The following is a 24930-nucleotide window of genomic DNA, read 5'->3' as shown; positions in this document are numbered from 1 at the left end:
GCCCTCACCCCACCAGCTCGAGCACCCCGCGCCCCAGCGCGCTGAGCGCGCCCAGGCCTGCCAGGACGACCGCCAGCCGCCGCGCCCCCTCCGGGCTCACCCGCCGCGCCAGCAGCGAACCCAGCCGGATGCCCGCGACGACTGCGACGACGATCGCCCCGAACAGGCTGAGCGGCGGCAGCGCGTCCAGCCCCACCGCCCCGGTCGTCGCCTTCGTCGTGAGCGACAGCAGACCGAACACCATGAAGGTGGGCTGCATCGTCGCGGCGAACGCCTGCTGCGGCCACCGGGCGAACCGCCCGTACATGACCATCGCGGGGCCCGCCACGCCCGAGGCCGTGTTGAGGAACCCGCCCGTCGCACCCGCCGCCGCGGTCAGCCACGGCAGTCCGCGCCCCTGCACGTGCGGCACGCGCGGCGAGGTGAAGGTGAGCACGAGCGCGCCCAGCACGACCGCGCCGATGACGATCGACAGCCACCCGGTCGACAGCTCGCGCACCAGCAGCGCGCCGGGGATCGACCCCACCAGACCCGCGCCCGCGAAGACCCACCACCGCCGCCAGTCGACGTCCCCCAGCACCGTCAGCATGATGAGCCCGCCCGAGCACACCGTCGTCGCGTTCGCGACGAACGCCCCCAGCTGCGGCCCCAGCGCCAGCGCGAGGGTGGGCGCGACGACGAGCCCCACGCCCATGCCGGACAGCCGCTGCAGCGTCGCACCCACGACGACGGCGATGACTGCGATCGCGATGACCTCCGGACCCACCCCTGCAGACTAGCGCTGACCGGCCTGGACCTCCGCCCCCGCCTGTGGTCGGATGGTGCCATGAGTCACATCGTCTTCTTCCACTCCGCCGTGGGCCTGAACGACGGCGTCCACGCGATGGCGCAAACCCTGCGCGACGCCGGCCACACGGTCACGACCCCGGACTACTACGACGGGCACACGTTCGACACCGCCGAGGCCGGGGTCGCCCACCGCGACGAGGTGGGCTTCCGCACCCTCGTCGACCGCGTGGGCGACGCGATCGCGGACATCGACGGCCCGTTCGTCGCGGCCGGGATCTCGCTGGGGGCGGCGATGGCGCAGCGCCTGGGGAAGAAGGACCCCCGCACGCAGGCGGCCCTCCTGCTGCACGCCGGCGGCGAGGCGAAGCCCGTCGACTGGCCCGCCACGTGCGCACTGCAGATCCACCACTCCGTCGACGACCCGTGGGTGGACGAGGGCGCCCCGGAGACGCTCCTGCGCTCGGCGGCGCGGGCGGGCGCACGCGCCGAGCACTACCTCTACCCCGGTGATCAGCACCTCTTCGCGGACCCCACCGGACGCGACTACGTCAAAGAGTCGGCCGATCTCCTGTGGTCACGGGTGCTGGGACTCCTCGACGGCCTCCGCGACGACTGAGGCGATGGCGAAGGGTGCCGCACCCGTTGAGACCGGGAACCGGTCCGCGCGTCGAGTCCCTCACATCTGAGTACTCCCTGGGACCGTTCGCGCCCATCCGATACTAGGATGTATCCGGATTCCTGCACCGCGCAGGCGCGCGACCCAGCCCGCATCCGGGGATGCTCCGCGGCGCGCACAGCAGCCCTCTCTCACACGGAACGGACTCCTTGAACGGCATGAACCAGACCATCGGCAACACGACCCTCCGCCATCAGAACGTCGCACTCCTGGGGATCGCGGAGGCCGTGGCCCCCGTGGAGGTCACCTCGAAGCAGCTCGATGCAGAGCTCGCCGACGTGCTGACGCGACTGGGTCTGCCGCACGGTCTGCTGGAGCGGGTCGCCGGTGTGCACACCCGCCGCCAGTGGGAGACGCAGGACGGCTTCATCGCGGGCTCCGCGGACGCCGGCCGCGAGGCCCTCGAGCAGGCCGGCATCCGCCCGGACCAGATCGGCCTCATGATCAACGGCTCCGTCTCCCGCGTGACGATGGAGCCCTCCGTCGCCGTGTCGATCCACGACCAGCTGGGCCTGGGCACCCACGCGATGAACTTCGACGTGACGAACGCGTGCCTGGGCTTCGTCAACGGCATGTCGCTGGCCGCGTCGATGATCGACTCCGGCCAGATCGAGTACGCGATGGTCGTCGCGGGCGAGTCGACGAACGCGCTGCGGGAGAACACCGTCCGCAGCCTGCACCGCGAGGGCATCACCCGCGCGGAGTACCTCGAGGAGTTCGCGTCGCTGACCCTGGGCTCCGGCGCCGCCGCCGCGGTCCTGGGCCCGGCCGACCGCCACCCGGAGGGCCACCGCGTCAAGGGCGGCGTCACCCGTGCAGCCACGTGGAACAACGGGCTGTGCGTGGGCGGCTGGGACGGCATGCACACGGAGTCCCGCGCGCTCATGGTCAACGGCATCCAGCTGGTCGTCGACGCCTGGGAGGAGGCGGAGCGGGACGGCTGGGACTGGACGGACATGACCTCCTACGTCACCCACCAGGTGTCCTCGAGCCACACGGACGCACTCATCCGGGCCAAGCAGCTGCCGGAGGAGCGGGTCCCCAAGACGTTCCCGGAGCTGGGCAACGTGGGCCCGGCCGCCCTGCCCATCTCGCTGGCGCGCGAGTCCAAGACCCTCACCCGGGGCGACCGCGTCCTGGCGATCGGCGTGGGCAGCGGCCTCAACGCCGCCCTCACAGAGATCGAGTGGTGATCACCCCGTGACACGTCGCCCGTCCGGCCGTCCCAGCCCCCTGCCCACCCCGGCGCTGACCGATGCCCGCGCGGGCATCCCGGCCGCCCCCGCCCAACTGCCGCACGAGGCGGAGGGCGCTCCGCTGGACGGGCTCGACCCCGCGTGGTCGCGCCTGACCACCGTCGACACGCTCGACGGCCCGCGCACCTTCCACGTCCTCGACACCGGCCCCGCCCTCGCAGAGTCCGGCGATCCCCACGTGGGCACGATCGTCGCCGCCCACGGCAACCCCACGTGGTCCTACCTGTGGCGCCACCTGGCCGCCGAGGGCCTCACCCGCGGCTGGCGCGTCATCGCCGTCGACCACCTGGACATGGGCTTCTCCGAGCGCCTGCCCCACCCCCGGGCGCCCCGCCCCGCCGACCAGGGCATCCGACGGGTCGCGGACCGGGTCGCGGACTTCGACGCGGTCATGACGACGCTCCTGGCGGAGGGCCCGGCACCGTCCGCGCACCCCGTCGTGACGATCGGCCACGACTGGGGCGGGATCATCTCGCTCACGTGGGCGTCCCGCAACCAGGACCGCGTCGCCGCGGCGATCACGCTCAACACGGGCGTGCACGTGCAGGCCGGCGACGGTCTGCCCGCGTCCCTCCAGACGGCGCTGGCCGGACCCATGCTGCCGCTGTCGACGGTCCACACGGATCTCTTCCTCAAGGTCACCCTGTCCCTGGCGGGCGAGTCCCTCACCCCCGCCGCCGAGGCCGGATTCCGCGCCCCCTACCGGGTCGCCTCCCGGCGCGGCGGGATCGGCGGATTCGTCGCGGACATCCCGTTCCCGGACTCCCACCCTTCGTACTCCGAGCTGGCGCAGCTGGGCGAGGACATCGCCGGCTTCACGAAGCCCGCCCTCTTCGTGTGGGGCCCCAAGGACCCCGTGTTCCTCGAGCGCTTCCTGCGCGACCTGCGCACACGCATCCCGCACGCGGACGTCCACCGCTTCGAGAAGTCCGGCCACATGCTCTCCGAACAGGAGGACATGCACGGCCTCGTCCTCGACTGGCTGGAGCAGCGCTTCCCGGGCGGCTCGCTCGAGGGCGCGCAGGCCCAGGCGACGACGACCGAGGCGACCTCGACAGCGCAGGCGACCGCGGCCTCGGCGACGGCTGCACGGGACGGGCGGACCGAGCAGGCCGACCGGACCGAGCAGACCACGGACGCCCGCTTCATGTTCACGGAGCTCGAGGGGAACGCGGCCTCGGACGCGCTGGCCAGCGTCGACATGTCGCAGACGCCCGTCGCGAAGCTGACATGGCGGCAGCTGCACGACCGGTACCGCGCGATCGCGCAGGGCCTCCACGACCTGGGGCTCCGCCCCGGCGACCGGGTGTCCATGCTGGTGCCGCCGGGCAACGACCTCACCGCCATCCTCTACGCCGTGCTGCGCGCCGGCGGCATCGCGGTCGTCGCGGACGCCGGTCTGGGGCCGCAGGGGATGACCCGCGCGGTCAAGGCCGCGGACCCGCAGTGGATCATCGGCGAGGTGCCGGGCCTCACCCTGTCCCGCGTCGCGGGCTGGCCGGGCCGCCGCATCAGCGTCGACGCGCTGGGCGGTGTGCAGAAGCGCCTCCTCGACGTGGAGACGAGCATCGCGGAGCTGGTCGAGGCGGGAACGTCGGAGTCGGCCTCGGGCACCGTCCTGTCCGCGGAGGACGTGCCCCTGCCGGCGCCGGACGCGGATGCCGTCGTCCTCTTCACCTCCGGCTCGACGGGCCCCGCGAAGGGCGTGCGCTACACGCATGAGCGGATGACCGCCCTCATGGCCGTGCTGCGCGACTTCTTCGAGGTCCGCCCCGGCACGTCCCTGGTGGCCGGCTTCGCGCCGTTCGCGCTGCTGGGCCCGGGCATCTCGACCGTCTCGATCACCCCGGACATGGAGGTGACGAAGCCGCGCACCCTCACGGCGACGACCCTGGCGCAGGCGGTCATCGACGGCGAGGCGACGATGATCTTCGCCTCCCCCGCCGCCTATCACAACGTCGTCGCGACGGCCGGCGAGCTGACGGACGAGCAGCGGACCGCGCTCACCCGGATCACGATGGTCCTGTCCGCGGGCGCGCCGGTGCCGCTGGCCCTCATGGACGCGCTGGCGGAGCTGTTCCCGCACGCCGCGATCCGATCGCCCTACGGCATGACCGAGGGCCTGCTGCTGACGGAGATCGAACGGGCGGAGGTCGCAGACGCGCTGGCGAACAGCGACGGCGACCTGGGCGTGTGCGTGGGTCGGCCGGTCGACGGGGTGCGCATCGCGCTCGCGCCGATCGAGGAGGACGGGACCCCGTCGGACACGCTGCTGGAGGGCGCGGCCGCGCAGGGGATCCTGGGCGAGATCGTCGTCCACGCCGCCCACGCGAAGGCCGGGTACGACAACCTCTGGCGCACCACGGAAGAGGCCGCGCGCGACACCGTCGACGGGCTGCTGTGGCACCGGACGAACGACATCGGGCACATCGACTCCTCCGGCCGCATCTGGCTCGAGGGCCGCGTCCAGCACCTCATCACGCCACCCACCGGTCCGCTGGGCCCGGGCGGTCCCGAGGCCGTCGTGGACACCCTGCCGCTCGTCTACCGCTCCGCGGCCGTGGGCGTGGGTCCGGCGGGCACGCAGGCCCTCGTGATCGTGGTGGAACCCTCTGATGAGGTCGCGGGCGCCGTCGCGAACGGACCCGCACCGCTGAGCCTCACGACCCTGGTCCGCGACGCGGTCCGCGAGTCGACGGGGCAGGACGTCGCCGCGGTGCTCGTCTCGAAGGAGTTCCCCACGGACATCCGGCACAACTCGAAGATCGACCGCCCGCGCCTGGCCCGCTGGGCGACGCGCGTCCTGAGCGGCGGGAAGGTGGGCACACCGTGAGCGCAGCGGAGGCGACGGCAGGAACCGGTACGGCGACGGGTGCGCCGGCGACTAGCGGTGCGACCGCAGGCCCGGCCCCTGCACCGGCGGACCAGCACGTCCTGGTGACCGGGGCCTCGGGTCTGCTGGGGTCCTCCGTGGCCCGCCGGCTGGTCGAGGCCGGGCACCCGGTCACCACCCTGCAGCGGCGGGCGTCCGGCGTGGCCGGGGCACGCGATGTGCAGGGCTCGGTGACGGACGAGGCGACGGTGCGCGAGGCGCTCACGGCGCCGGCCGGACTGCCCCCGGTCACGGCGGTCATCCACGTCGCGGCAAAGGTGTCGATGGCGGGCGACCCCGCGGACTTCGACCGGATCAACATCGAGGGCACGCGCACACTTCTGGCGGCCGCGCGGTCCGCGGGCGTGACCCGGTGGGTGCAGATCTCCTCGCCGTCCGTCGCGCACGCGGGTGCCTCGCTCATGGGCGACGGGGCCAGCCCCGCCAGCCCGGAGCTGGCCCGCGGCGACTACGCGCGGACCAAGGCGGCCAGTGAGCTGCTGGCGCTCGCAGCGGACGCGGACGACTTCCGCGTCCTCGCCCTGCGCCCCCACATCATCTGGGGCCCCGGCGACACCCAGCTGACGGAGCGCATCATCGACCGCACCCCGGCCGGCCGCATGCCGATCCTGGGCGACGGCGCGGCACTGGTCGACATGCTCTACATCGACAACGCGGTGGACGCGATCCTCGCCGCGCTGCCCGCACTGGAGCACACGCACGGCGAAGCGCTGGTCGTCACGAACGGCCAGCCGCGCATGATCGGCGAGATGATCAGCCGCTTCGCGCTGGCCGGCGGAGCGGACCTGCCCGCGCTGCGGGTGCCGTCCGGTGTGGGACTGGCGGCCGGCAGCGCGGCCGAGGCCGTGTGGGACCGCCTCCCCCAGTCCGTGAAGGACAAGGGCGACGGCGAGCCCCCGCTCACGCGCTTCCTGGCCGAACAGATGTCGACCGCCCACTGGTTCGACCAGCGCCGCACCCACGCGGTCCTCCAGTGGACGCCCGCCGTCTCCATGGAGGAGGGCCTGGCGCGCGTCGCCCGGCACTACGGCGGCACGACCCGCTGAGGCGAGCGGCGGCCCCTGTGCTGGCTGACTCCCGCTGAGGCGAGCACCCCCAGGCGGCACCGCCCCTCCCCTGACCGAACCCTCTCGTGACAAGTCGCGGGTGCGGCGGTAGTCTCGACACCATCGATCGAACGAACGTTCAATCCACGTCCGCATTCACAGGAGAATGATGGTGCCGAGCACGACATCGCCGTCGACCGCAGCAGTCCAGTCCCCGCTCGCTCGCCCCACGGGCGTGTCCTCACTGAGCCGGTCGCCGTCGGTCATCGGTCGACTGCTGCGCCACGCGCACCAGGTCCCCTACCGCCCCGCCTACCGCTTCGAGGGCACTGCGACGACCTGGGCCGACCACGTGCAGGCCGTCCTGCGGGCCGCGGCGGACCTGCGCGACCGCGGCGTGGGGCCCGGCGACCGCGTCGCCGTCCTCATGACGAATCGCCCGGAGTTCCTCACGGTCGTCCAGGCGACTGTCGCGCTGGGTGCGATCACCGTGCCCGTGAACTTCCGCCTGAGCGCCGGCGAGGTCGCCTACATCCTGGGCCACTCGACCCCGCGCCTCCTCGTGTCCGAGCCGACGACCCACGACCTGGCCCTCGCCGCCGTCGCCCAGCTGGGCGACGACGGGCAGACGGACCCGGCCGGGGCCTCGGCGGTGGGGGTGTCCGCGGCGACGGCCGACAGGCCCGTCGTCCTCGAGAGCACCGCCTGGCTGGCGGACGTCACGGCGAATGGTGCGGCTCTGGACGCAGACGACGTGTTCGTCCCGCGCGGCGAGGACGACTACGCGATCCTCTACACCTCCGGCACCACGGGCCGGCCCAAGGGCGCGGTGCTGACGCACCTGAATGTGTACTCGGGCGGTCTGCAGAGCGGCGCCCGCTGGAACGCGGACGAGACGCGGACGATCATGCTCGCGCCGCCGCTGTTCCACGTGGGCTCGTTCATGGGCATGCATTCCGCGCTGGTGGCCGGGGCCTGCGCCCTCGTCATCCCCAGCGCCGGGTTCGACGCCGCGACGACGCTGGCGACGATGCGCGAGAACGACGTGACCTCCGCGTTCATGGTCCCCCAGCAGTGGCACCTCATCTGCGACGAGATCGAGCGGAACGGCAATGCCGGTCTCACCCTGTCACTGGCGAACTGGGGCGGGGCGCCCGCGAACGAGAAGCTGCTGCTGCGGATGGCCGACTGTCTGCCCGGCGCGCAGATCACCGCGGTGTTCGGCCAGACGGAGACGAGCGCCACGACCGTCACCCTCAAGTTCGAGGACGCCCTGCGGAAGCTGGGGTCGGTGGGCAGGCCCACGCCGGAGACGTGGATCCGGGTCGTCGACGCGCAGATGAACGACGTGGGCGTCGACGAGGTGGGCGAGATCGTCTACCGCGGCACGTGCGTCATGGACCGCTACTGGAACGACGAGGCCGCGACGGCGGAGGCGTTCGCCGGCGGCTGGTTCCACTCCGGCGACCTGGTCCGCCGCGACGACGAGGGCTTCCTCTACGTCGTCGACCGGCTCAAGGACATGATCATCTCCGGCGGAGAGAACATCTACTGCGCGGAGGTGGAGAACGCGCTCAGCTGGCATCCCGCCGTCGCGGAGGTCACGATCGTGGGCCGCCCTGACGAGAAGTGGGGCGAGGTGCCGGTCGCGTGCATCGTGCCGGAGCCCGGGTCCGACGCGCCCGCGCTTGAGGACCTGCGCGCCTTCCTGGACGATCGTCTGGCACGCTACAAGCACCCCAAGGACGTCCTCGTCCTCGACGCGCTGCCGCGCACGGGGATGGGGAAGATCCACAAGTCCGCGCTGCGCGACGCGGTCTGACGCACCACGACGCACAGAGCCGCGCGGAGACGCGCGCACCCCGGTGAGGAGCACGACATGACGGACCCGGCCCAGCAGCTGCGCGCGGACACGGAGGCGTTCCTCGCAGCGCATCCGCCCGCGGACATCCGGACGGAGGCGGACCGGCTCGCCCACCTCGAGGCGCGGTTCGACGCGGGACTGGCCGCCGTCCACTACCCGGAGGGGCTGGGCGGCCGCGGCCTCCCGCGCCACCTCCAGACGATCGTCGACGAATGCATCAGCGCGGCGGGCGGCCCCGACAACCGGCCCACCCGAGGCGTCGTGAACCTCGGCATGGCCGGGCCCACGATCCTGGCCGGCGGCACGCAGGAGCAGAAGGAGCGCTTCATGCGCCCGCTGTGGACCGGCCGCCACGTGTGGTGCCAGCTCTTCAGCGAACCCGGCGCGGGCTCCGACCTGGCGGGACTGGCGACGAAGGCGGTCCGCGACGGCGACGACTGGGTGGTGACCGGCCAGAAGGTGTGGACGACGCTCGCGCACCTGGCGGACTGGGCGATCCTCGTCGCCCGCACGGATCCCGGCGTCCCCAAGCACCGCGGCATCACCTACTTCCTGCTCGACATGGCCTCCCCCGGCGTGACGGTCCGACCGCTGCGCCAGATCACGGGCGAGGCGGAGTTCAACGAGGTCTACCTCGACGAGGTCCGCATCCCGGATTCCCTGCGGCTGGGGCCGGAAGGCGCCGGCTGGAAGCTCGCGACCCTCACCCTCAGCAACGAGCGCTCCGGCACCGGCACGGAGCCGCCGCGCGAGTCCGGCGCCCCCGGCAACCTGTTCCGCGCGTGGCGCGATCTGCCGCAGGAGGAGCGCGAGACCGGCCTGCGCGACGCCGTCACCCGCGCGTGGATCCGCTCCGAGGCCATCCGCCTGACCCAGCGCGACGTGGGCATCCGCATGGCCGCGGGCGACCCGCCGCCGGAGGCGAGCGCGCTCAAGCTCGCGAAGGCGGAGAACAGCAAGGAGACCGCGTCGCTGCTCCTCCAGGCGCTGGGCGACCGCGCGCTGGAGCACGACGACGGCTACGCGTTCACGCGCCCCACGGAGATGAACTTCGACGTGGGCGGCCTGACCCCCACCTACGCCTACCTGCGGTCCCGCGCGAACTCGCTGGAGGGCGGCACCTCGGAGGTGCTGCGGAACGTGATCGGCGAGCGCATCCTAGGGTTGCCCCGCGAACCCCGCACAGACGTCGACGTCCCGTTCTCGGAGGTGCCCCGATGAGCCAGAACCCCGCCGAGGCCGCGGTCGCCTTCGGCGCGACCGTCGCCTCCGCGCTGGCCGCCGCGGGCGGCAACGCCCGTACGGTCGAGCAGTACGACGCACTCGTGGAGCGCCGCAGCGCCTCCGACGTGCTGCGCGACCACCGCGCACGCCTCGTCGCGACCGGGCTGCCGGGACTCCTGGTCCCGGAGGACGCGGACGGCCTGGGCCTGCTGGAGGAGGGCGGCGCGTTCGCGGCCCTCGTCGCGGTGGCCCGTGCCGCCGGCACCGTCCCCGGTCCGGACATCGCTGCCCCATGGGCCGCGGTGCCCACGATCCTGCGGTTGGCCGGAGCGGACCACGCACTGCAGGCGCAGGTCGCCGCCGGCGAGGTCCGCCTGGCGGTCGCGGACCTGACGGGGACGCCCGCGGCCGACCGGACAGCGGCGGGCACGGCGCGGGACACCGTCCGCGTCGTCGACGGTGAGGAGTCGGACGGGCTGCTCGTCCTCGAACCGGGCCGGATCCGCCTCGTCCGCGACGCCGCGCTTCTGCCCGTCTCCACGTTCGACCCCACCCGCCCCGTCTCGACGGTGTCCCGCGCATCGCTGACGGATGACACCATCGCCGGCGACACCCTCGCCCAGGGCGAGCGGGCGGATCAGATCGCGGTCCTCGCCCGTGCCGCCGGTCGCCTCGTCCTCGCCGCAGAGCTGCACGGCACCGGGCAGGAGCTGCTGCGCCTCGTCGTCGAGCACCTGAGCACCCGCATGGCGTTCGGCCGCCCCCTGGGCTCCTTCCAGGCGCTCAAGCACCGGACTGCGGACCTCTGGTCCGAGCTGTCCCTCGTGGGCTCCCTCGTCGACGAGGCCGCGCGCCTCCTCGAGGCGGCGCTGAGCACGGGGTCCCAGTCCGGCGGCGCGGACGGGACGGGCGACGGTGACCCCGCGACGACCTCGGCGGAGGCCTCTGCCTACGTCGCAGCGGCACTCTCCCTGGCCTCGGACACGGTGGTCCACGGCGGTGAGGAGGTGCTCCAGCTGCACGGCGGGATCGGGTACACGTGGGAATCGCCCGTGCACGTCCTCCTCAAGCGGGCGGTCGCCTCCCGCGTGCGCTGGGGCTCGCCCCACGAGCTGCGGCAAGAGGTCGCGCAGCGGTTCGAGCTGTGACGATGAGGCCGGGTCCGGGGAGTGCTTCCCCCGGCCCGGCCTCCTGTCAGCGCTGTCAGCGGCGCATTCTCAGTCCGTCACGAACTCCTTGCGGAGGACGTGCTTCTGGAGCTTGCCGGAGGCGTTGCGGGGCAGCTCCTCGACGACCTCCAGCCGGGTGGGCTTCTTGAACGACGCGATCCGACCCACGACGAACTCCTGGACGTCCTCGAGAGTGGGCGGATCCTGCGGGTCGGCGGGGATGACGATCGCGACGGGCGTCTCCACCCATGTGGGGTGCGGCGCGCCGATGACGCACGCGTCCGCGACCTTGGGGTGGGCGGCGACGGCCTGCTCGACCTCGACGGAGGAGATGTTCTCGCCGCCGGAGATGATGATGTCCTTCGCCCGGTCGACGACGAAGTAGTACCCGTCCTCGTCGATCCGCACGAGGTCGCCGGAGTGGAACCAGCCGTCCGCCGTCGCCTCCGCGGTCTTGTCCGGCTTGTTCCAGTAGCCCTGCATGTAGCCGGGACCGCGGTAGACGACCTCACCGGTCTCCCCCTGGCGCCACGTCCTGGCCCAGCGGGTCGACGACGCGGGCGGCGACGAGGCCGATCGGCTGGCCCACGGAGCCCATCTTGCGGAACGACTCCTCACCGGACTGGGCGCACGTCGTGGGCGACATCTCCGTCTGCCCGAAGGCGGCGGAGATGACGGCGTTCGGGAACGTGTCCGCCATGAGCTGGAGGGTCTCGCGGCTGGCCGGGGACGCGCCCCAGGTGGCGCCGGTGAGCGGCAGGTTCCGCTCGCGGATGCCCGGCAGCGAGCACAGCGCCTGCCACAGCGTGGGGACGAGGAACATCCGCGTCACGCGCTCCGACTCCACGAGGTCCGCGAGCGCGTCGATCTTCATGAGCACCTGCGGCGGCGCGATGACCGTCCGCCCGGCGTTCAGCAGCGCGGGGTAGATGAAGCCCAGACCGGCGATGTGGAAGAGCGGGACGACGACCATCGACACGTCGTCCGCCGTCGCCGCCGGCGACATGCGGTTGGTGTTGATGGTCTGGGACACCATGTTCATGTGCGTGAGCATCGCGCCCTTGGGCGCGGACGTCGTCCCGGAGGTGTAGACGATGAGGGCCGTCTCCGTCTCCGCGACATCGACGTGGGTGTGCACGCGGCCGGAGGAGGCGATCGCCTCGAACTCCTCACCGAACCGGATGAGCGGCACCTGCGAGGCGGTCTGCGCATCGGCCAGGATCCCGGCGCCCATCTGGTCCGCGAAGCCCACGACCGCACCCGCGTCCCCCACGAGGTAGTCGACGTCTGCGGGGGTCGAGCGGATGTTGAGCGGGGCCGCGATCGCGCCCACGGTGTTGATCGCCAGCAGCGCGGTCACGTAGGAGACGCTGTTGAGGCCCAGGATGAAGACCCGGTCGCCGCGTGCCACACCGCGCTCCTGCAGGTCCGCCGCGACGGCGCTCACCCGGGTGTGGAGCTGCTTCCACGTATACCTCTCGCCCTGTCCCACGAAGGCCTCGACGTCCGGCCGCCCCTGGGCGTGGAGGTCGAGCATGTTCATCCAGTGGAGGCGGCGGCTGGCCGCCAGCTGCTCGTCAGGGGTGAGCGCGTCGAGTGCGGTGGGCGCGGCTGCGGTGGTGGCGGATGCACTGGTCTGCGTCATGGCGATCGCTCCTCATTGAACGTCTGTTAAGCGGATGACTGTGCCCTAAGACTAAAGTCTGCACCCCGCCGCGACAACACCCCATCGCAGAACGCGGGCGTATCGTGATCGTATGACGCAGGACACATCCACGCCCACCGCACCGCGCACCTACGAGCAGGTGGCCCGCGCCGCCGCCCAGGACCCGGAGGCCTTCTGGCTGGGAGCCGCCCGCGCCGTCGACTGGGACACGCCGCCCACGCGCGCCCTGGATTCCTCCCGCGCTCCCATCCACCGCTGGTTCCCCGACGGCGTGCTGAACGTCTGCCGCAACGCGCTGGACCGCCACGTCGAGGCCGGTCGCGGTGCCCAGGCCGCGCTCATCTACGACTCCCCCGTCACGGGCACGGTGCGGACGTACACGTACGCGGCCCTCCTCGACGAGGTCTCGCGCTTCGCCCGCGCGCTGGTCGATCGCGGGGTGGGCCACGGCGACCGCGTCGTCATCTACATGCCGATGGTGCCCGAGGCCGTGGTCGCCATGCTCGCGTGCGCCCGCCTGGGTGCGATCCACTCCGTCGTCTTCGGCGGCTTCGCCGCCGCAGAGCTGGCCGCCCGCATCGACGACATGCAGCCCATCGCCGTCATCAGCGCCTCGTGCGGCGTCGAGCGCACCCGGATCGTCGAGTACAAGCCGCTCCTGGACGAGGCGCTGCGGCTCACGTCCGCACAGCCAGAGTTCAGCGTCGTCGTCCAGCGGGAGCAGCACCCGGTCGAGCTGCGCGACGGCTTCGACCTCGACTACGCCGCGCTGCTGGCGGAGACGGCCGATGGCATCGACCCCGTGCCGGTCGCGGCGACGGATCCGCTCTACGTCCTCTACACCTCCGGTACGACGGGGAAGCCCAAGGGGATCCTGCGGGATGCGGGCGGCTCCGCCGTCGCCCTCCAGTGGTCGATGGGCAACGTGTTCGACCTGCACCCGGGCGACACAATGTTCACCGCGTCCGACGTGGGCTGGGTGGTGGGCCACTCGTACATCGTCTACGCCCCGCTCATCGCCGGCGTCACGACGGTCTTGTACGAGGGCAAGCCCGTGGGCACACCGGACGCGAGCGCGTTCTTCCGCGTCATCGAGCAGCACGGCGTCGACGTCTTCTTCACCGCGCCCACCGCCATGCGCGTCGTCCGCGGCGAGGACCCCCAGGGGCAGCACGCCCGCGCGGCGGACCTGTCCTCGCTGCGCGCCGTGTTCCTGGCCGGCGAGCGGCTGGACCCGGACACGTACGCGTGGACGACGGACACCCTCGCCGCCGCGACCGGCCGTGACATCCCGGTCGTCGACAACTGGTGGCAGACGGAGACCGGCTGGCCGATCGCGGCGAACCCGCTGGGCATCGAGCGCCTGCCGCTCAAGCCCGGCTCCCCCACCGTGCCGGTGCCCGGCTACAACCTGCGCGTCGTCGACGCCGCGGGTCAGCCGGTGCCCGCAGGGCAGGAGGGCCTGATCCTCGCGGACCTGCCGCTGCCCCCGGGCACGATGGCGACGGTGTGGGGCGACGACGAGCGGTTCGTCTCGACCTACCTGTCCGCCTTCGAGGGTGCCTACCTCACCGGCGATTCCGGCCTCATCGACGAGGACGGCTACGTGTTCGTCATGGGGCGCACGGACGATGTCATCAACGTCGCAGGGCACCGGCTCAGCACGGGCGTGCTGGAGGCCGCGATCGCCTCCCACCCCGCCGTCACGGAGTGCGCGGTCATCGGCGTCCACGACCCCACGAAGGGGCAGATCCCCCGCGCCCTGGTCGTCCTCGCACCCGACGCGGATGCCGAGGCCGTCCGCACCGAGCTGATCGACCTCGTGAGGCGCGAGGTGGGTCCCGTCGCGGCCCTCAAGCGGGTGGACGCGGTCACCGCCCTGCCCAAGACCCGGTCCGGGAAGATCCTCCGCAAGACGATGCGGCAGATCTCCGACGGGGAGTCGGACATCGCGGTCCCGTCGACCATCGAGGACCGAGCGGTCCTCGACGCCCTGCAGGAGACACTCACCCAGCAGGAGTGACGCTCAGGCCTCCTCGACGGCGGGCAGACCGCCCGTCGTGAGCACGGCCTCCTCCTCGTCCGGATCGACGCCCTGGGTGAACTGCGACATGTAGAGGCGGTGGTAGGCACCCTGGGCCGCCAGCAGCGTGTCGTGGTCGCCCTGCTCGACGATGCTGCCGTCCTCCATGACGAGGATCGTGTCCGCGTCGCGGATCGTGGAGAGCCTGTGCGCGATGACGAACGACGTGCGGTCGCTGCGCAGGGCGGCCATCGCCTCCTGCACGAGCACCTCGGTGCGGGTGTCGACGGACGAGGTCGCCTCATCGAGGATGAGCAGCGCGGGCTGGGCCAGGAAGGCGCGGGCGATCGTGATGAGCTGCCGCTCACCAGCGGAGACGTTCGCCCCATCGTCGTCGATGCGAGTGTCGTACCCGTCCGGCAGGGTGTGCACGAACCGGTCGACGAAGGTGGCGCGGGCGGCCTCGCGCACCTCGTCGTCCGTCGCGTCGAGGCGCCCGTACCGGATGTTCTCCATGATGGTGCCGCCGAAGAGGACGGCGTCCTGCAGCACCATGCCCACCTGGCCGCGCAGCACGCCGCGGTCCAGGGCGCGGATGTCGACCCCGTCCAGCAGGATGCGGCCGGCATCGATGTCGTAGAAGCGCATGAGGAGGTTGACGAGCGTCGTCTTGCCGGCGCCCGTGGGGCCCACGATCGCAACGGTCTGCCCGGGCTCCGCGACCATCGACAGGTCCGTGATGAGCGGCTTCTCCTTCGTGTAGGAGAACGCGACGCGGTCGAACTCGACGCGGCCGCGCACCGGCTGAGCCAGTTCTGCCGGACGCAGTGCGTCGTCGGCCAGCTCGCCGCGGGCCTCCTGCTGCGACAGGTCGTCCTCCTGCTCGTCCGCGTCCAGCAGCTCGAAGATCCTCTCGGCGGAGGCGACGCCGGAGATGAGCATGTTCGCCATGCCCGCCATCTCGCCCAGGGGTGCGTTGAACTCGCGCGAGTACTGGATGAAGGCGGTCACCTGGCCCAGCGACATCTGGCCGGAGGCCACCCGCAGTCCGCCCACCAGGGCGATGCCCACGTAGCCCAGGTACGTCACCCACTGCATGATCGGCATGATCATGCCGGAGTAGAACTGCGCACGGAAGGAGGCCTCGAAGAGGTCCTCGTTGCGCTCGTCGAACCGCTCGCGCATCGCGGCCTGGCGACCGAACACGGTCACCAGCTCGTGGCCCGTGAAGGACTCCTCGATGTGCCCGTTGAGGCGGCCGGTGTTCTTCCACTGCGCGCTGAAGAGCTTCTGCGACTTCGAGCCGATGACGCCCACGACGGCACCGGCGATCGGCAGGGCGACCAGCGCGATGAGCGCCAGCTGCCACGACAGGGCGAACATCATGATCGTGATGCCGACGATCGTGAGGACGGCGTAGAACAGAGACGCGAACGCCTGCTGCATCGCCTGCTGCACGTTGTCGACGTCGTTCGTCGTCCGGGACAGGAGATCGCCGCGCTGGCGCGTGTCGAAATACTTGAGCGGGAGCCGGTTGAGCTTCGCCTCGATCTGCTGGCGCAGCCGGTAGACGACCTTCATGACGATCTCGTTGAGGTAGAACCCCTGCAGCCAGTCGAACACGGAGGCGACGAAGTACATCGCCAGCACGAAGAACAGGTACCCCGACAGCGCCTGGAAGTCGATGCCGTCCCCGCGCCAACCGTCGAAGATGACATCCATCGCCTGGCCCAGCACTGCCGGGGCCCACACGGACAGGACCGTGGAGACCGCGCCGAACAGGAACACCATGACGACGCCCAGCTTGTGGTCCTTCAGGGTCGCGAAGAGCCGGCCCAGGGAGGGCCAGAACGCCTTCGCCTTCCGTGGCGCGGAGCCCTCGCCCCACTCGCCGGCACCCACGCTGTCCTGCAGCTCCGCGATGTCCTCCTCGGACACGACGACGTGCTTGTGGCTGCGGCCCTTCACCCCGGCCTCGGTCGATCGGCGCGGGGAGCGGGTGACGACGGGGAACAGGTCCTCGGGCTTCTGCTTCCGGCTCATGTCAGCTCGTCCTCACGGATCTGGGAGTCGACGATCTCCCGGTACGTCTGCGAGGTCTCCAGCAGCTCGTCGTGCGTGCCGCGGTCCACGATGCGGCCCTCCTCGAGGACGAGGATCTGGTCCGCGTCCGTGATGGACGAGACGCGCTGCGCGACCATGATCGTCGTCGCCCCGTCCGTGGAGGCCGCGAGCGCGGCGCGCAGGTTCGCGTCCGTCGTCACGTCCAGTGCGGAGAACGAGTCGTCGAACAGGTAGACGCGCGGGCGGGCCACCAGCGCGCGTGCGATGCACAGGCGCTGGCGCTGACCGCCGGACACGTTCGTGCCGCCCTGCGACACGCTCGACTCCAGCCCGGACCGGGCGGCCTCGCCCTCGCCGGTCGTGCGCGCGGTCACGAAGTCCGTCGCCTGCGCGGTCGCGAGCGCGGCCCAGAGCTCCTCATCGGTGGCCTCCGGGTCGCCGAAGCGCAGGTTGTCCGCGATCGTGCCGGAGAACAGGTACGGCTTCTGCGGGACCAGGCCCAGCGCACCGGTGATCTCCGCCCGCGGCAGCTGCGTGACGGGCACTCCGTCGAGGAGCACCTCACCGGCCGTCGCGTCGTAGAGGCGCGGGATGAGGTTGACGAGGGTGGTCTTGCCGGACCCGGTCGAGCCGATGATCGCGGTCGTCTTCCCGGCCGGGGCGGTGAAGGAGACGTCGTCCAGAATGGGGGCGTCCGCACCGGGGTAGGCGAAGGACACGTTCCGGAACTCGACGGTCCCGGACCGGTCCTGCGGAGTCTCCGCGACCTCGGGCTCCTCGACGGAGCCCACGGTCGTGAGGACCTCGCCGATCCGGCGGCCGGAGATGATCGCGCGCGGGAACATCATGAACATGAAGGTGCCCATCATGACGGCCATGAGGATCTGCAGGAGGTACTGCATGAAGGCGGTCAGGGCGCCCACCTGCACGAGGTCCGCATCGACGCGCAGCGCGCCGAACCACAGGACGGCGGCGGTCGCCAGGTGCAGGACCAGCGTGATGACGGGGCCCATGAGGACGAAGATGCGGCCGATCGACACGGAGGTCCGGGTGAGCGCGGCGTTGGCGTCGTGGAACCGGTCCGTCTCGTACTGCTCGCGGACGAAGGCGCGGACGACTCGGATGCCGATGATCTGCTCGCGCGTGACGGCGTTGATGTCGTCGATGTTCGTCTGCATGCGCTCGAAGAGAGGCATGAGGCGGCTGACCAGGACGCCCACGATGACCAGCAGGATCGGCACGGACACCCACACCAGCCACGACAGGCCGGGGTCCTCCTGGATCGCCATGACGATGCCGCCGATCGACATGATCGGCACCATCACCATGAAGTTGAGCGCCATGAGCACGACCATCTGCACCTGCTGCACGTCGTTCGTGCCGCGGGTGATGAGGGTGGGTGCACCGAACCGGCCCATCTCCTCTGCGGAGAAGTGGTCGACCCGCTGGTAGACCGCCTGCCGCAGGTCGCGACCCAGCGCCATCGACAGGCGCGCGCCGAACCAGACGGCGGCGATCGCGGTGAACACCTGCGCCATCGCGACGAGGAGCATGAGGCCGCCGACGCTCCAGATGTATCCGGTGTCGCCGCGGGCGATGCCGTAGTCGATGATGTCGGCGTTGAGGCTGGGCAGGTACAGCGTGGCCAGGGTGGCGGCCAGCTGGAGCACCAGGACGGCAGCGGCATGGCCCAGGTACGGCCTGCCGTAGTGCCGGATGAGCTTCCACAGCATGGTGTCGCTTCCGGATCGTGAGGGATGCGCCTGCCGGTGCAGACACGTGTTCTATTCTGCCTCACCGGTCAAGACGGAACATCTAGAAACGAGCCTGGTAGCGACTATCACATCAGTGGTCTACTTCCACAGAAGGGTGGGTCTCGATCCCAGGATGTTCCTGTGAGCGTGCGACGCAGGACGCGCACGAACAGGCCGAGCACTCGCACTTCATGGGCGACCTGCTGGGCGGGAAGCTGGACCGCGGCGCCTACGTGGCACTGCTGGAGCAGTACCTGCACCTCTACCGCGCACTCGAGGAGACCGAGCGACGCTTCGCGGACGCACCGGAGCAGGCCGGAGTCCTCGACTCCCGGCTGGATCGCGTCGACTCGCTCGAGGCCGACCTCGCGGACCTGCGCGAGGGTGCGACTCCTGCAGCGCCCACGGCGGCGACCGCGGAGTACGTCGAGCGACTCACCGCGCTGCTGGCCGATGCGCCCGAACGCTACTTCGCCCACCACTACCTGCGCTACCTGGGCGACCTGTCCGGCGGCCAGGTGATCGGCAGGCTGGCCGGACGCCACTACGAGATCCCGGCGGAGTCGCTGCGCACGTGGAGGTTCGAGGGCATCGAGAAGCACAAGCCGTACAAGGATCAGTACCGGGTCGCGCTCGACACCGCCCCGCTGACGGAGGCGCAGCGCGAGGCGTTCATCGACGAGGCCCAGGCCGGGTTCCTGCTGGCGAAGAAGCTGTTCGACTCGCTCGCGTGAGGTGCGGGGCGGAGACGCCCGCCTGACAGGGGAGGTCCGCTGCGCTCAGCGGACCTCCCCTTCGTCGTCCGCGTCGTCGACGGGTCGGGCGTCCCGGGCCTCGGAGCCGGCGTCTCCCTCGGAGCCGGCCACGGCCTCGGCGGCGGGGTCTGCGGGACCCGCCACGGCCTCGGCGGCAGTGTCCTCATCGGCCCTGTCTTCAGCCTCCCTGTCCTCAGCTGCCTTGTCCTCGTCGCGCAGGGAGTCCGGGCGCGGGGACATCTGCTCCCACACGATGAGGATGGCGATGGCGACGGCACCGCCCACGGCACCGCGCGACAGGGGACCCCAGGGGCGCGGCCAGTCACCGAAGCCGGTCGTGGAGCCCAGGATGATGAGCACGAGGAAGGCGGCCGCGACCGAGACGATGTAACGCATGGGTCGATCCTGCCAGCGCGGGACGCCCCCGCCAAGCCCCCGCACCGGCCCAGGCCCGATACCATTCGTCTCATGGCAGAACAGACCCGTGCGGACCGCAGTCGCTTCGCTCCGGCCGGAGGCTCGGCGGGGGGCGGGCTGCGGCGCGCACCCCGGACGCCTCCGCCGCCGGATCCCGTCGAGATCTGCGAGCCGGAGGTGGGCGAGGTGCCGGCACCGCCGTACGAGGCTGCGACGATCGACCGGACCGCCGAGGTCTTCAAGGCTCTTGCGGCCAGCTCCCGTCTGCGGATCCTGCTGGTCCTCACCCAGGGCGAGGCGAGCGTGTCGGAGATCGTCGACGAGACCGGGCTGGCGCAGTCGCTGGTCTCCCAGCACCTCAAGCAGCTGCGCAGCCTGCACCTGGTCGACGTGGACCGGGTGGGACGAGAGGCGATCTACTCGTTCAAGGACGCGCACGTGTCGCACATCCTCATCGACGCCCTCGATCACGCGGCGGAACACCCCGAGGACGACTGAGCGGGGTGCCTCGCTCTGTCAGGTGGTCGAAGAGCGCGGCTTTGTGGGCGGTCTGCCGGTTCACGTCGGGATCCAGATTTTGAGTTCGGGATCTACGGTGTTGGAAGCACCGCGAATCCCGAACTCAATCGTCTAATCCCGAACTCAGACGCTGGCACCCGTCACGCCGAGCGCCTTGTACACCTCTCGCACGTACCGGTCGCTGCGGTCCGACCCCACGACTCCCGGGCCCATCTTGTTCATCATGTACGAGATCGTGAGTCTGCGATCCGGGTCCATGATGATGACGGAGCCGCCCCAGCCACACCAGAAGGCGACGCGCCCACCCGGAACCGACGGCATCGACTCCTGGTCAGCGAGGCCGAAGCCCATTCCACGCCGCAGCGGAACACCCAGCACGAGGTCGATGCCGCTGGACTGCTCCTCGAACGCGAGGTCGATGGTCTTCTCCGACAGCAGGCGCACACCATCGACCTCTCCGCCCAATGAGATCGAGGACAGGATCCTCGCGACCGATCGGGCATTGCCATGTCCGTTGAGTGCGCCCATGTCTGCTCGCCGCCAGTCGGCCGTGTTGGCGGCGTTCGCGTTCGGAGCGGGTCCGGAGAAGGTCTTCACCATGGGGTGATCCGGACTCAGGTCGGATGGCATCTCCAGCGGCGGAGGCGGAATGACCTCTGCGATCCGTCCCCAATCCTCTTCTCGAGCACCGATCTGGAAGTCCGCTCCCAGTGGACTCGCGATCTCCTCGTCGACGAACTGCTTGAACGGCCGTCCCGTGATCCGGCGGATCACCTCGCCGATGAGATGTCCCTGGTTGTGAGCGTGATATCCGGCCGCTGCGCCGGGCTCCCACCACGGCGCCTGCGCTGCCAGCGCAGACGTCGACTTCTCCCAGTCGTACATGTCCTCAGTCGTGAACGGGAGATCCCACCCGGACACCCCCGACGTGTGCGCCAGGATCTGTCGCACGTCGATGTCGGACTTTCCGTTCGCCGCGAACTCCGGCCAGTACTGCGCGACGGGTGCATACGGATCGAGTTCTCCCGCATCCATGAGCATGAGTGCGGCGAGGTACGAGACCGTCTTGGTCGTCGACCACACATTCACGATGGTGTCATCGGTCCAGAGCTGCTGCTGGCCGGCATCGCGGTAGCCGCCCCACAGGTCGACGACGTTCTCCCCGTCGACGTTGACCACGATCGAGGCACCCAGCTCCTCCCCGGACTGGATGCTGGACTCGAAGGCTGCTTTCAATTCCTCGAACTGCTCGGTGTTCGTGCCCTGGACCCGAGGTGTCTGCATCGTCGCTCCTCTTTCGTGTGAAGCTCCGTTGCCTCACGTTCTTGGAGTATACGCACCGGCAGTGCATCTGTTCAATCGAACGACCACGAGCTCGGACAGTCAGTGTCCAACCGGCCTCGCAGCGGGGCACCCCGCGCCCGGTGGAGAGTCAGCGCGTCAGAGGCCGCGGCCCGACCCTCAGAGGAAGAGGTCCGCCTCCAGCCCCTCCTCGGTGGCGCCCTCGTGGAGGTACCGGGAGAAGTCCGTGACGCCTGCCTCCCGCAGGACCGTCTCGTCGACGAAGCAGCGTCCCGTCGCCTCCTCCCACGGCAGGCCCAGGACGACGGCCGCCGCGTCCGCCATGATCTCCGGCGTGCGCGCCGAGCGCATCGCCTCGTCGCCGCCCACCACGTTCTGCACCGCCGCCGTCGCGATGAGGGTCTGCGGCCACAGGCAGCTGGCGGCGATCCGCTGCTCGCGGTGCTGCTCCGCGAAGCCCTGCGTCAGCATCGTCATCCCGTACTTGCTGAGCGTGTAGGGCGCATGCTGCGCGAGCCACGCGGGGTCCGGGTTGAGCGGCGGGGACAGAGTCAGCACCCTCGGGTCCTCGGATTCCAGCAGGTGCGGGCGCGCGTGCGTGAGGACGCTGAACGTGCCGCGGACATTGATGTCGAGCATGAGGTCGTACCGCTTGACCGACAGCTCGCCGAAGCCCTGGAGCGCGATCGCCGAGGCGTTGTTCACGACGAGGTCGATCCCGCCGAACACCTCGACAGCTTTCGCGATCGCCCCGGCCACGGCCTCGTCGTCGCGGACGTCCCCGACGATCGGCAGGGCCTGGCCGCCCGCCTCCCGGATCGCGGCGGCCGCGGTGTGCACCGTGCCCGGCAGCCGCGGGTCCGGGGTGTCCGTCTCCGCCCCTCAGGACGCTCCTGTCACGGCGTCGCCCAGCAGCCGGCACACGGTGAGTGCCGCCGCCAGATCCGTCGCCGAGTCCGTGAACGGCCGTCCGCGCACCTCCACCGCCCGCTCGACCCGGTACGTGACCGAGTTCCGATGCAGGCTCATCCGCTCCGCAGTCCTCGTGTAGCTGCTCTCGCACTGCAGGAAGCACTCGAGTGTGTCCCGCAGCCGCTGCGCTGCGTCTCCCGCGTCCGCGAGTCCGCCCAGCTGGTCGTGCACCCACGCCCGCGTGGCCGTGAGGTCCCGGACGAGGATCGCGGTGATCGCCACGCCGGGGTCGCCGTACCCCACGACCCTCTGGCGCGTCCCCTGCCCGGCCTGCAGGACGCTCGCGGCCGCCTCCGCCTGCTGGTGCGAGCGTCGGAACCCGTCCGCTCCAGGGCTCCAGGAGCCCAGCGCCGCCCGGACCCCAGCCACGGCCTCGGTCGCTTCGCTGATCACCGCCCGCGCAGCAGCATCCTCACCAGCGCCCGCACCAGCGCCCTCACCACCATCCGGAGTCCCGAACCAGGCCCAGCCCGCGCTCCGGTCGACCGCCGTGTAGAGCGACGTGGTCCGAGGCCCCAGCCGCCGCGCGATCTCCGTCGCGAGGTCCGCCAGCTGCGGGCTGCTGTCGACGCCCGGGTTCGCGTCGTCCACCCACAGCACCGCGCCCAGGTGCTGCTGCTCCAGCCGGTAGCGGGCGAGCCGCTCGAACCGGCCGGGCTGCACCTCCGCACCCGCGAGCACCTCACGGATGACCGTCGCCGTCGCCGAGGCACTGCGCTCATACCGCCGCCGCGCCTCCTCCGCGTACGCGTGCTGCACCTCGACGCTCACCCGGTCGACGTACTGGTGGAGAAACAGCTGGACCTGGAGGCTCACGTGGAGCTTGTCCTCGGCGCTCGCGTCGAGCGCGAGCACCTGCTCGAAGTACCGCCGCCGGACCACCTCCGTGCCCAGGTGGTAGGCCCGCCGCAGCGAGTCCGCAGAGATCTCGCGCTGCGCCAGCCGCAGTGCGTACGCCAGCGCCGAGGCCGAGGCCTGCGCCTGCTCCGCCGGCACCCGGTTGCGCAGCATGTGGATGATCGATTCGACGTTGCCCTCGACACTGGCCCGCAGGGTCGCATGCGTCTGCCCGTCATCCAGGTGGTCGACCTGCCGCGCGATGATCCCGACCATCTCGTCGACCATCGCGTCGTGCTCCGCGCGCATGCCGTTGCCCACCTCGACGACGTACTGGTCGATCCGGTCCTGCTGCGCGGTCATCGTCATCAACTCCCCGTGGGGATCCCCGCGTGGGCGAGCGCGGAGAGCGCAGCGTTGTACCCGCACATGCCATGCGCTCCCGCCCCCGGCGGCGTCGCGGCCGAGCACAGGTAATGCCCCGGTGCGCCCAGCGAGTATGGGTCGAGGGCAACACGAGGCCGGAAGAGCAGCTGCTGGACGCTGTTCGCCCCCGTGATGATGTCCCCGGCCACGTAGTTCGCGTTGTCCGCCTCGAGCTGCGCGACGCTCCGCACAGTGCGGGCGACGATCCGGTCCCGGAACCCGGGGGCGAACCGCTCGATCTGCGCCTGTGACCCGCCTGACAATCAAACTAACGAATGTTCGCTGGATGCGGAAGAGCCGAGCGCTGCGGGCGAGATGCCTGCTCAGAGACCGTGCAGCCACCGCACGCGGCGACTTCGAACAGAAAGGCACCTTGAGTCGCAAACTCCACCGCTATGGCACTGCGGTTTGCGACTCAAGGTGTCTTTCTGGGAGACCGGGTCAGCCAGACCGCACCCCGTCAGTCCACGGACTCCCAGCCGCCGCGGATGAGCTGCTCGAGCACGTCCTGGTCCACGTCCTCGGGCTTGTTGATCCACACGCATCCGGACCCCAGCTTGTGCTTGCCCAGGCGCGGCAGCAGCTCGTCCGCATCCGGCGCCGACTGCAGCCCGTAGAGCGCCAAGTTCGCCTTCCGCGGGCTGAAACCCACGACGAACCAGTCACCCTCGCGCCCGCTGGGCGACACGTAGTGCGCCTCGCCATAGCCCACCATCGTGGGCCCCCACATGACCGGCTCCACGCCCGTGACCCGCCCGAACACCTCGAGCAGGAACCGCCCGTGCTCCTGCCGGCGCGGCCACTCGAGTCCCTCGACGAAGTCCGTGGGCACCACATCCGTGATCCTGGTCTTCACGTCCTTCGCCGTCGTCCCTGTGTGACCACGCGTCCACCCGGGCGCGCTCGCACCCGAGGTTGCTGCCGCTGGAGTCCCGGGCACGTCGCCGCCGAGGCCCCGGCCGGATTCCTGCAGACGCGCCTGGATCCGAGCCAGGCCGGTGCGTCCCACCCCGTGCAGTGCCGCCAGGTCCGCGTAGTCCACACCGTCCAGGGACTCGAGATCCGGGTACCCGGCCTCCACGAGCGCGCGACGCAGGGGCGCCGCCACTCCGGGAATCTCGTCGAACTGCGTCATTGCGTGTCCTCTCTGTTGTCTCCCGGACCGTCACATCCGGTGGCCGCCGAATGCCGGGCTGTCGTATCCCGTGACCGCCACATCCCGCATCGTCGCGTCCCGGTCGCCGCCTCCCGCTGCCCGCCCTCCGCGTCCCCGCGCCG

Annotated in this window: 20 protein-coding genes and 1 pseudogene; 10 read left to right on the top strand and 11 right to left on the bottom strand. The window is 71.2% G+C overall.

Features of this window, described 5'->3' with window-relative positions:
- Positions 1–4: 4 nt before the first annotated feature.
- A complete protein-coding gene (locus tag HGBR_RS14780) occupies positions 5–766 on the bottom strand; it encodes a sulfite exporter TauE/SafE family protein (protein WP_019160126.1) in 762 nt (253 codons plus the stop codon).
- A 60-nt stretch (positions 767–826) separates the two neighbouring features.
- On the opposite strand from HGBR_RS14780, the gene HGBR_RS14775 reads away from it, so the two are divergent.
- The 7 genes from HGBR_RS14775 (at position 827) to HGBR_RS19105 (ending at position 10896) form a co-directional block, all read left to right on the top strand.
- Complete coding sequence (locus HGBR_RS14775; RefSeq protein WP_019160125.1) at positions 827–1405, top strand: dienelactone hydrolase family protein; 579 nt, start codon at positions 827–829, stop codon at positions 1403–1405.
- Positions 1406–1623: 218 nt separating this feature from the next.
- Positions 1624–2658 carry a 3-oxoacyl-ACP synthase III gene (locus tag HGBR_RS14770; RefSeq protein ID WP_019160124.1) on the top strand — a complete coding sequence of 345 codons (1035 nt, stop codon included), beginning with the start codon at positions 1624–1626 and terminating at the stop codon, positions 2656–2658.
- A 7-nt stretch (positions 2659–2665) separates the two neighbouring features.
- Positions 2666–5554, top strand: coding sequence for an alpha/beta fold hydrolase (locus tag HGBR_RS14765; protein ID WP_019160123.1), 2889 nt, complete (start codon positions 2666–2668; stop codon positions 5552–5554).
- Positions 5551–6660 carry an NAD-dependent epimerase/dehydratase family protein gene (locus tag HGBR_RS14760; RefSeq protein ID WP_019160122.1) on the top strand — a complete coding sequence of 370 codons (1110 nt, stop codon included), beginning with the start codon at positions 5551–5553 and terminating at the stop codon, positions 6658–6660. The genes HGBR_RS14765 and HGBR_RS14760 overlap by 4 nt, the downstream gene beginning before the upstream one ends.
- 172 nt (positions 6661–6832) lie before the next feature.
- A complete protein-coding gene (locus HGBR_RS14755; RefSeq protein WP_161601878.1) occupies positions 6833–8482 on the top strand; it encodes an AMP-binding protein in 1650 nt (549 codons plus the stop codon).
- A gap of 57 nt (positions 8483–8539) precedes the next feature.
- Complete coding sequence (locus HGBR_RS14750) at positions 8540–9745, top strand: acyl-CoA dehydrogenase family protein (RefSeq protein WP_019160120.1); 1206 nt, start codon at positions 8540–8542, stop codon at positions 9743–9745.
- Positions 9742–10896: an acyl-CoA dehydrogenase family protein gene (locus tag HGBR_RS19105; protein ID WP_019160119.1), complete on the top strand. Its 1155-nt coding sequence runs from the start codon at positions 9742–9744 to the stop codon at positions 10894–10896. The genes HGBR_RS14750 and HGBR_RS19105 overlap by 4 nt, the downstream gene beginning before the upstream one ends.
- A gap of 69 nt (positions 10897–10965) precedes the next feature.
- Here the strand turns inward: HGBR_RS19105 and HGBR_RS20925 are convergent, their stop codons facing one another.
- Positions 10966–11400, bottom strand: coding sequence for a class I adenylate-forming enzyme family protein (locus HGBR_RS20925; protein ID WP_019160118.1), 435 nt, complete (start codon positions 11398–11400; stop codon positions 10966–10968).
- A gap of 25 nt (positions 11401–11425) precedes the next feature.
- Entirely contained in the window at positions 11426–12562 is a 1137-nt protein-coding gene (locus HGBR_RS18350) for an AMP-binding protein (protein ID WP_019160117.1), read from the bottom strand.
- Positions 12563–12674: 112 nt separating this feature from the next.
- Here HGBR_RS18350 and HGBR_RS14735 point away from each other — a divergent pair, with 112 nt between their 5' ends.
- The gene (locus HGBR_RS14735; protein ID WP_019160116.1) at positions 12675–14606 is read left to right on the top strand and encodes an acetate--CoA ligase; all 1932 of its coding nucleotides are present in this window, start codon (positions 12675–12677) and stop codon (positions 14604–14606) included.
- A 3-nt stretch (positions 14607–14609) separates the two neighbouring features.
- On the opposite strand, the gene HGBR_RS14730 is transcribed toward HGBR_RS14735, so the two are convergent.
- A complete protein-coding gene (locus tag HGBR_RS14730) occupies positions 14610–16649 on the bottom strand; it encodes an ABC transporter ATP-binding protein (protein ID WP_019160115.1) in 2040 nt (679 codons plus the stop codon).
- Complete coding sequence (locus HGBR_RS14725; RefSeq protein ID WP_019160114.1) at positions 16646–18403, bottom strand: ABC transporter ATP-binding protein; 1758 nt, start codon at positions 18401–18403, stop codon at positions 16646–16648. Before HGBR_RS14725 ends, HGBR_RS14730 begins: the two co-directional genes overlap by 4 nt.
- 146 nt (positions 18404–18549) lie before the next feature.
- Between HGBR_RS14725 and HGBR_RS14720 the strand changes: the two genes are divergently transcribed.
- Entirely contained in the window at positions 18550–19158 is a 609-nt protein-coding gene (locus tag HGBR_RS14720) for a biliverdin-producing heme oxygenase (RefSeq protein ID WP_026077635.1), read from the top strand.
- A gap of 45 nt (positions 19159–19203) precedes the next feature.
- On the opposite strand, the gene HGBR_RS14715 is transcribed toward HGBR_RS14720, so the two are convergent.
- Positions 19204–19575, bottom strand: coding sequence for a hypothetical protein (locus tag HGBR_RS14715; protein ID WP_019160112.1), 372 nt, complete (start codon positions 19573–19575; stop codon positions 19204–19206).
- Between the two features lie 72 nt (positions 19576–19647).
- Between HGBR_RS14715 and HGBR_RS19680 the strand changes: the two genes are divergently transcribed.
- Positions 19648–20094: an ArsR/SmtB family transcription factor gene (locus HGBR_RS19680; protein WP_019160111.1), complete on the top strand. Its 447-nt coding sequence runs from the start codon at positions 19648–19650 to the stop codon at positions 20092–20094.
- 144 nt (positions 20095–20238) lie between these two features.
- Here the strand turns inward: HGBR_RS19680 and HGBR_RS14705 are convergent, their stop codons facing one another.
- The 5 genes and pseudogenes from HGBR_RS14705 to HGBR_RS14685 form a co-directional block, all read right to left on the bottom strand.
- Positions 20239–21399: a serine hydrolase domain-containing protein gene (locus HGBR_RS14705; protein WP_019160110.1), complete on the bottom strand. Its 1161-nt coding sequence runs from the start codon at positions 21397–21399 to the stop codon at positions 20239–20241.
- A 177-nt stretch (positions 21400–21576) separates the two neighbouring features.
- Positions 21577–22284 (bottom strand): annotated as a pseudogene (locus tag HGBR_RS14700) (SDR family oxidoreductase); the annotation flags it as partial.
- Positions 22285–22299: 15 nt separating this feature from the next.
- Positions 22300–23589: a PucR family transcriptional regulator gene (locus HGBR_RS14695; protein ID WP_161601877.1), complete on the bottom strand. Its 1290-nt coding sequence runs from the start codon at positions 23587–23589 to the stop codon at positions 22300–22302.
- A 5-nt stretch (positions 23590–23594) separates the two neighbouring features.
- Positions 23595–23915, bottom strand: a complete 321-nt coding sequence (locus tag HGBR_RS14690; protein ID WP_019160107.1) for a hypothetical protein — start codon at positions 23913–23915, stop codon at positions 23595–23597.
- A 197-nt stretch (positions 23916–24112) separates the two neighbouring features.
- Entirely contained in the window at positions 24113–24787 is a 675-nt protein-coding gene (locus HGBR_RS14685) for a DUF1801 domain-containing protein (protein WP_019160106.1), read from the bottom strand.
- Positions 24788–24930: the final 143 nt, after the last annotated feature.

Source organism: Brevibacterium senegalense, assembly GCF_000285835.1.
In the GTDB taxonomy this organism is placed as follows: Bacteria; Actinomycetota; Actinomycetes; order Actinomycetales; family Brevibacteriaceae; genus Brevibacterium; species Brevibacterium senegalense.
This window is presented reverse-complemented; position numbering and strand designations above follow the sequence as displayed.

What these genes read in the sequence shown, in the direction of transcription:
- HGBR_RS14775 (WP_019160125.1), top strand. Translation starts at nt 827, where the DNA reads ATGAGTCACATCGTCTTCTTCCACTCCGCCGTGGGCCTGAACGACGGC.
- HGBR_RS14770 (WP_019160124.1), top strand. Translation starts at nt 1,624, where the DNA reads ATGAACCAGACCATCGGCAACACGACCCTCCGCCATCAGAACGTCGCA.
- HGBR_RS14750 (WP_019160120.1), top strand. Translation starts at nt 8,540, where the DNA reads ATGACGGACCCGGCCCAGCAGCTGCGCGCGGACACGGAGGCGTTCCTC.
- HGBR_RS19105 (WP_019160119.1), top strand. Translation starts at nt 9,742, where the DNA reads ATGAGCCAGAACCCCGCCGAGGCCGCGGTCGCCTTCGGCGCGACCGTC.
- HGBR_RS20925 (WP_019160118.1), bottom strand. Translation starts at nt 11,400, where the DNA reads ATGCAGGGCTACTGGAACAAGCCGGACAAGACCGCGGAGGCGACGGCG.
- HGBR_RS18350 (WP_019160117.1), bottom strand. Translation starts at nt 12,562, where the DNA reads ATGACGCAGACCAGTGCATCCGCCACCACCGCAGCCGCGCCCACCGCA.
- HGBR_RS14735 (WP_019160116.1), top strand. Translation starts at nt 12,675, where the DNA reads ATGACGCAGGACACATCCACGCCCACCGCACCGCGCACCTACGAGCAG.
- HGBR_RS14730 (WP_019160115.1), bottom strand. Translation starts at nt 16,649, where the DNA reads ATGAGCCGGAAGCAGAAGCCCGAGGACCTGTTCCCCGTCGTCACCCGC.
- HGBR_RS14725 (WP_019160114.1), bottom strand. Translation starts at nt 18,403, where the DNA reads ATGCTGTGGAAGCTCATCCGGCACTACGGCAGGCCGTACCTGGGCCAT.
- HGBR_RS14715 (WP_019160112.1), bottom strand. Translation starts at nt 19,575, where the DNA reads ATGCGTTACATCGTCTCGGTCGCGGCCGCCTTCCTCGTGCTCATCATC.
- HGBR_RS19680 (WP_019160111.1), top strand. Translation starts at nt 19,648, where the DNA reads ATGGCAGAACAGACCCGTGCGGACCGCAGTCGCTTCGCTCCGGCCGGA.
- HGBR_RS14705 (WP_019160110.1), bottom strand. Translation starts at nt 21,399, where the DNA reads ATGCAGACACCTCGGGTCCAGGGCACGAACACCGAGCAGTTCGAGGAA.
- HGBR_RS14695 (WP_161601877.1), bottom strand. Translation starts at nt 23,589, where the DNA reads ATGACCGCGCAGCAGGACCGGATCGACCAGTACGTCGTCGAGGTGGGC.
- HGBR_RS14685 (WP_019160106.1), bottom strand. Translation starts at nt 24,787, where the DNA reads ATGACGCAGTTCGACGAGATTCCCGGAGTGGCGGCGCCCCTGCGTCGC.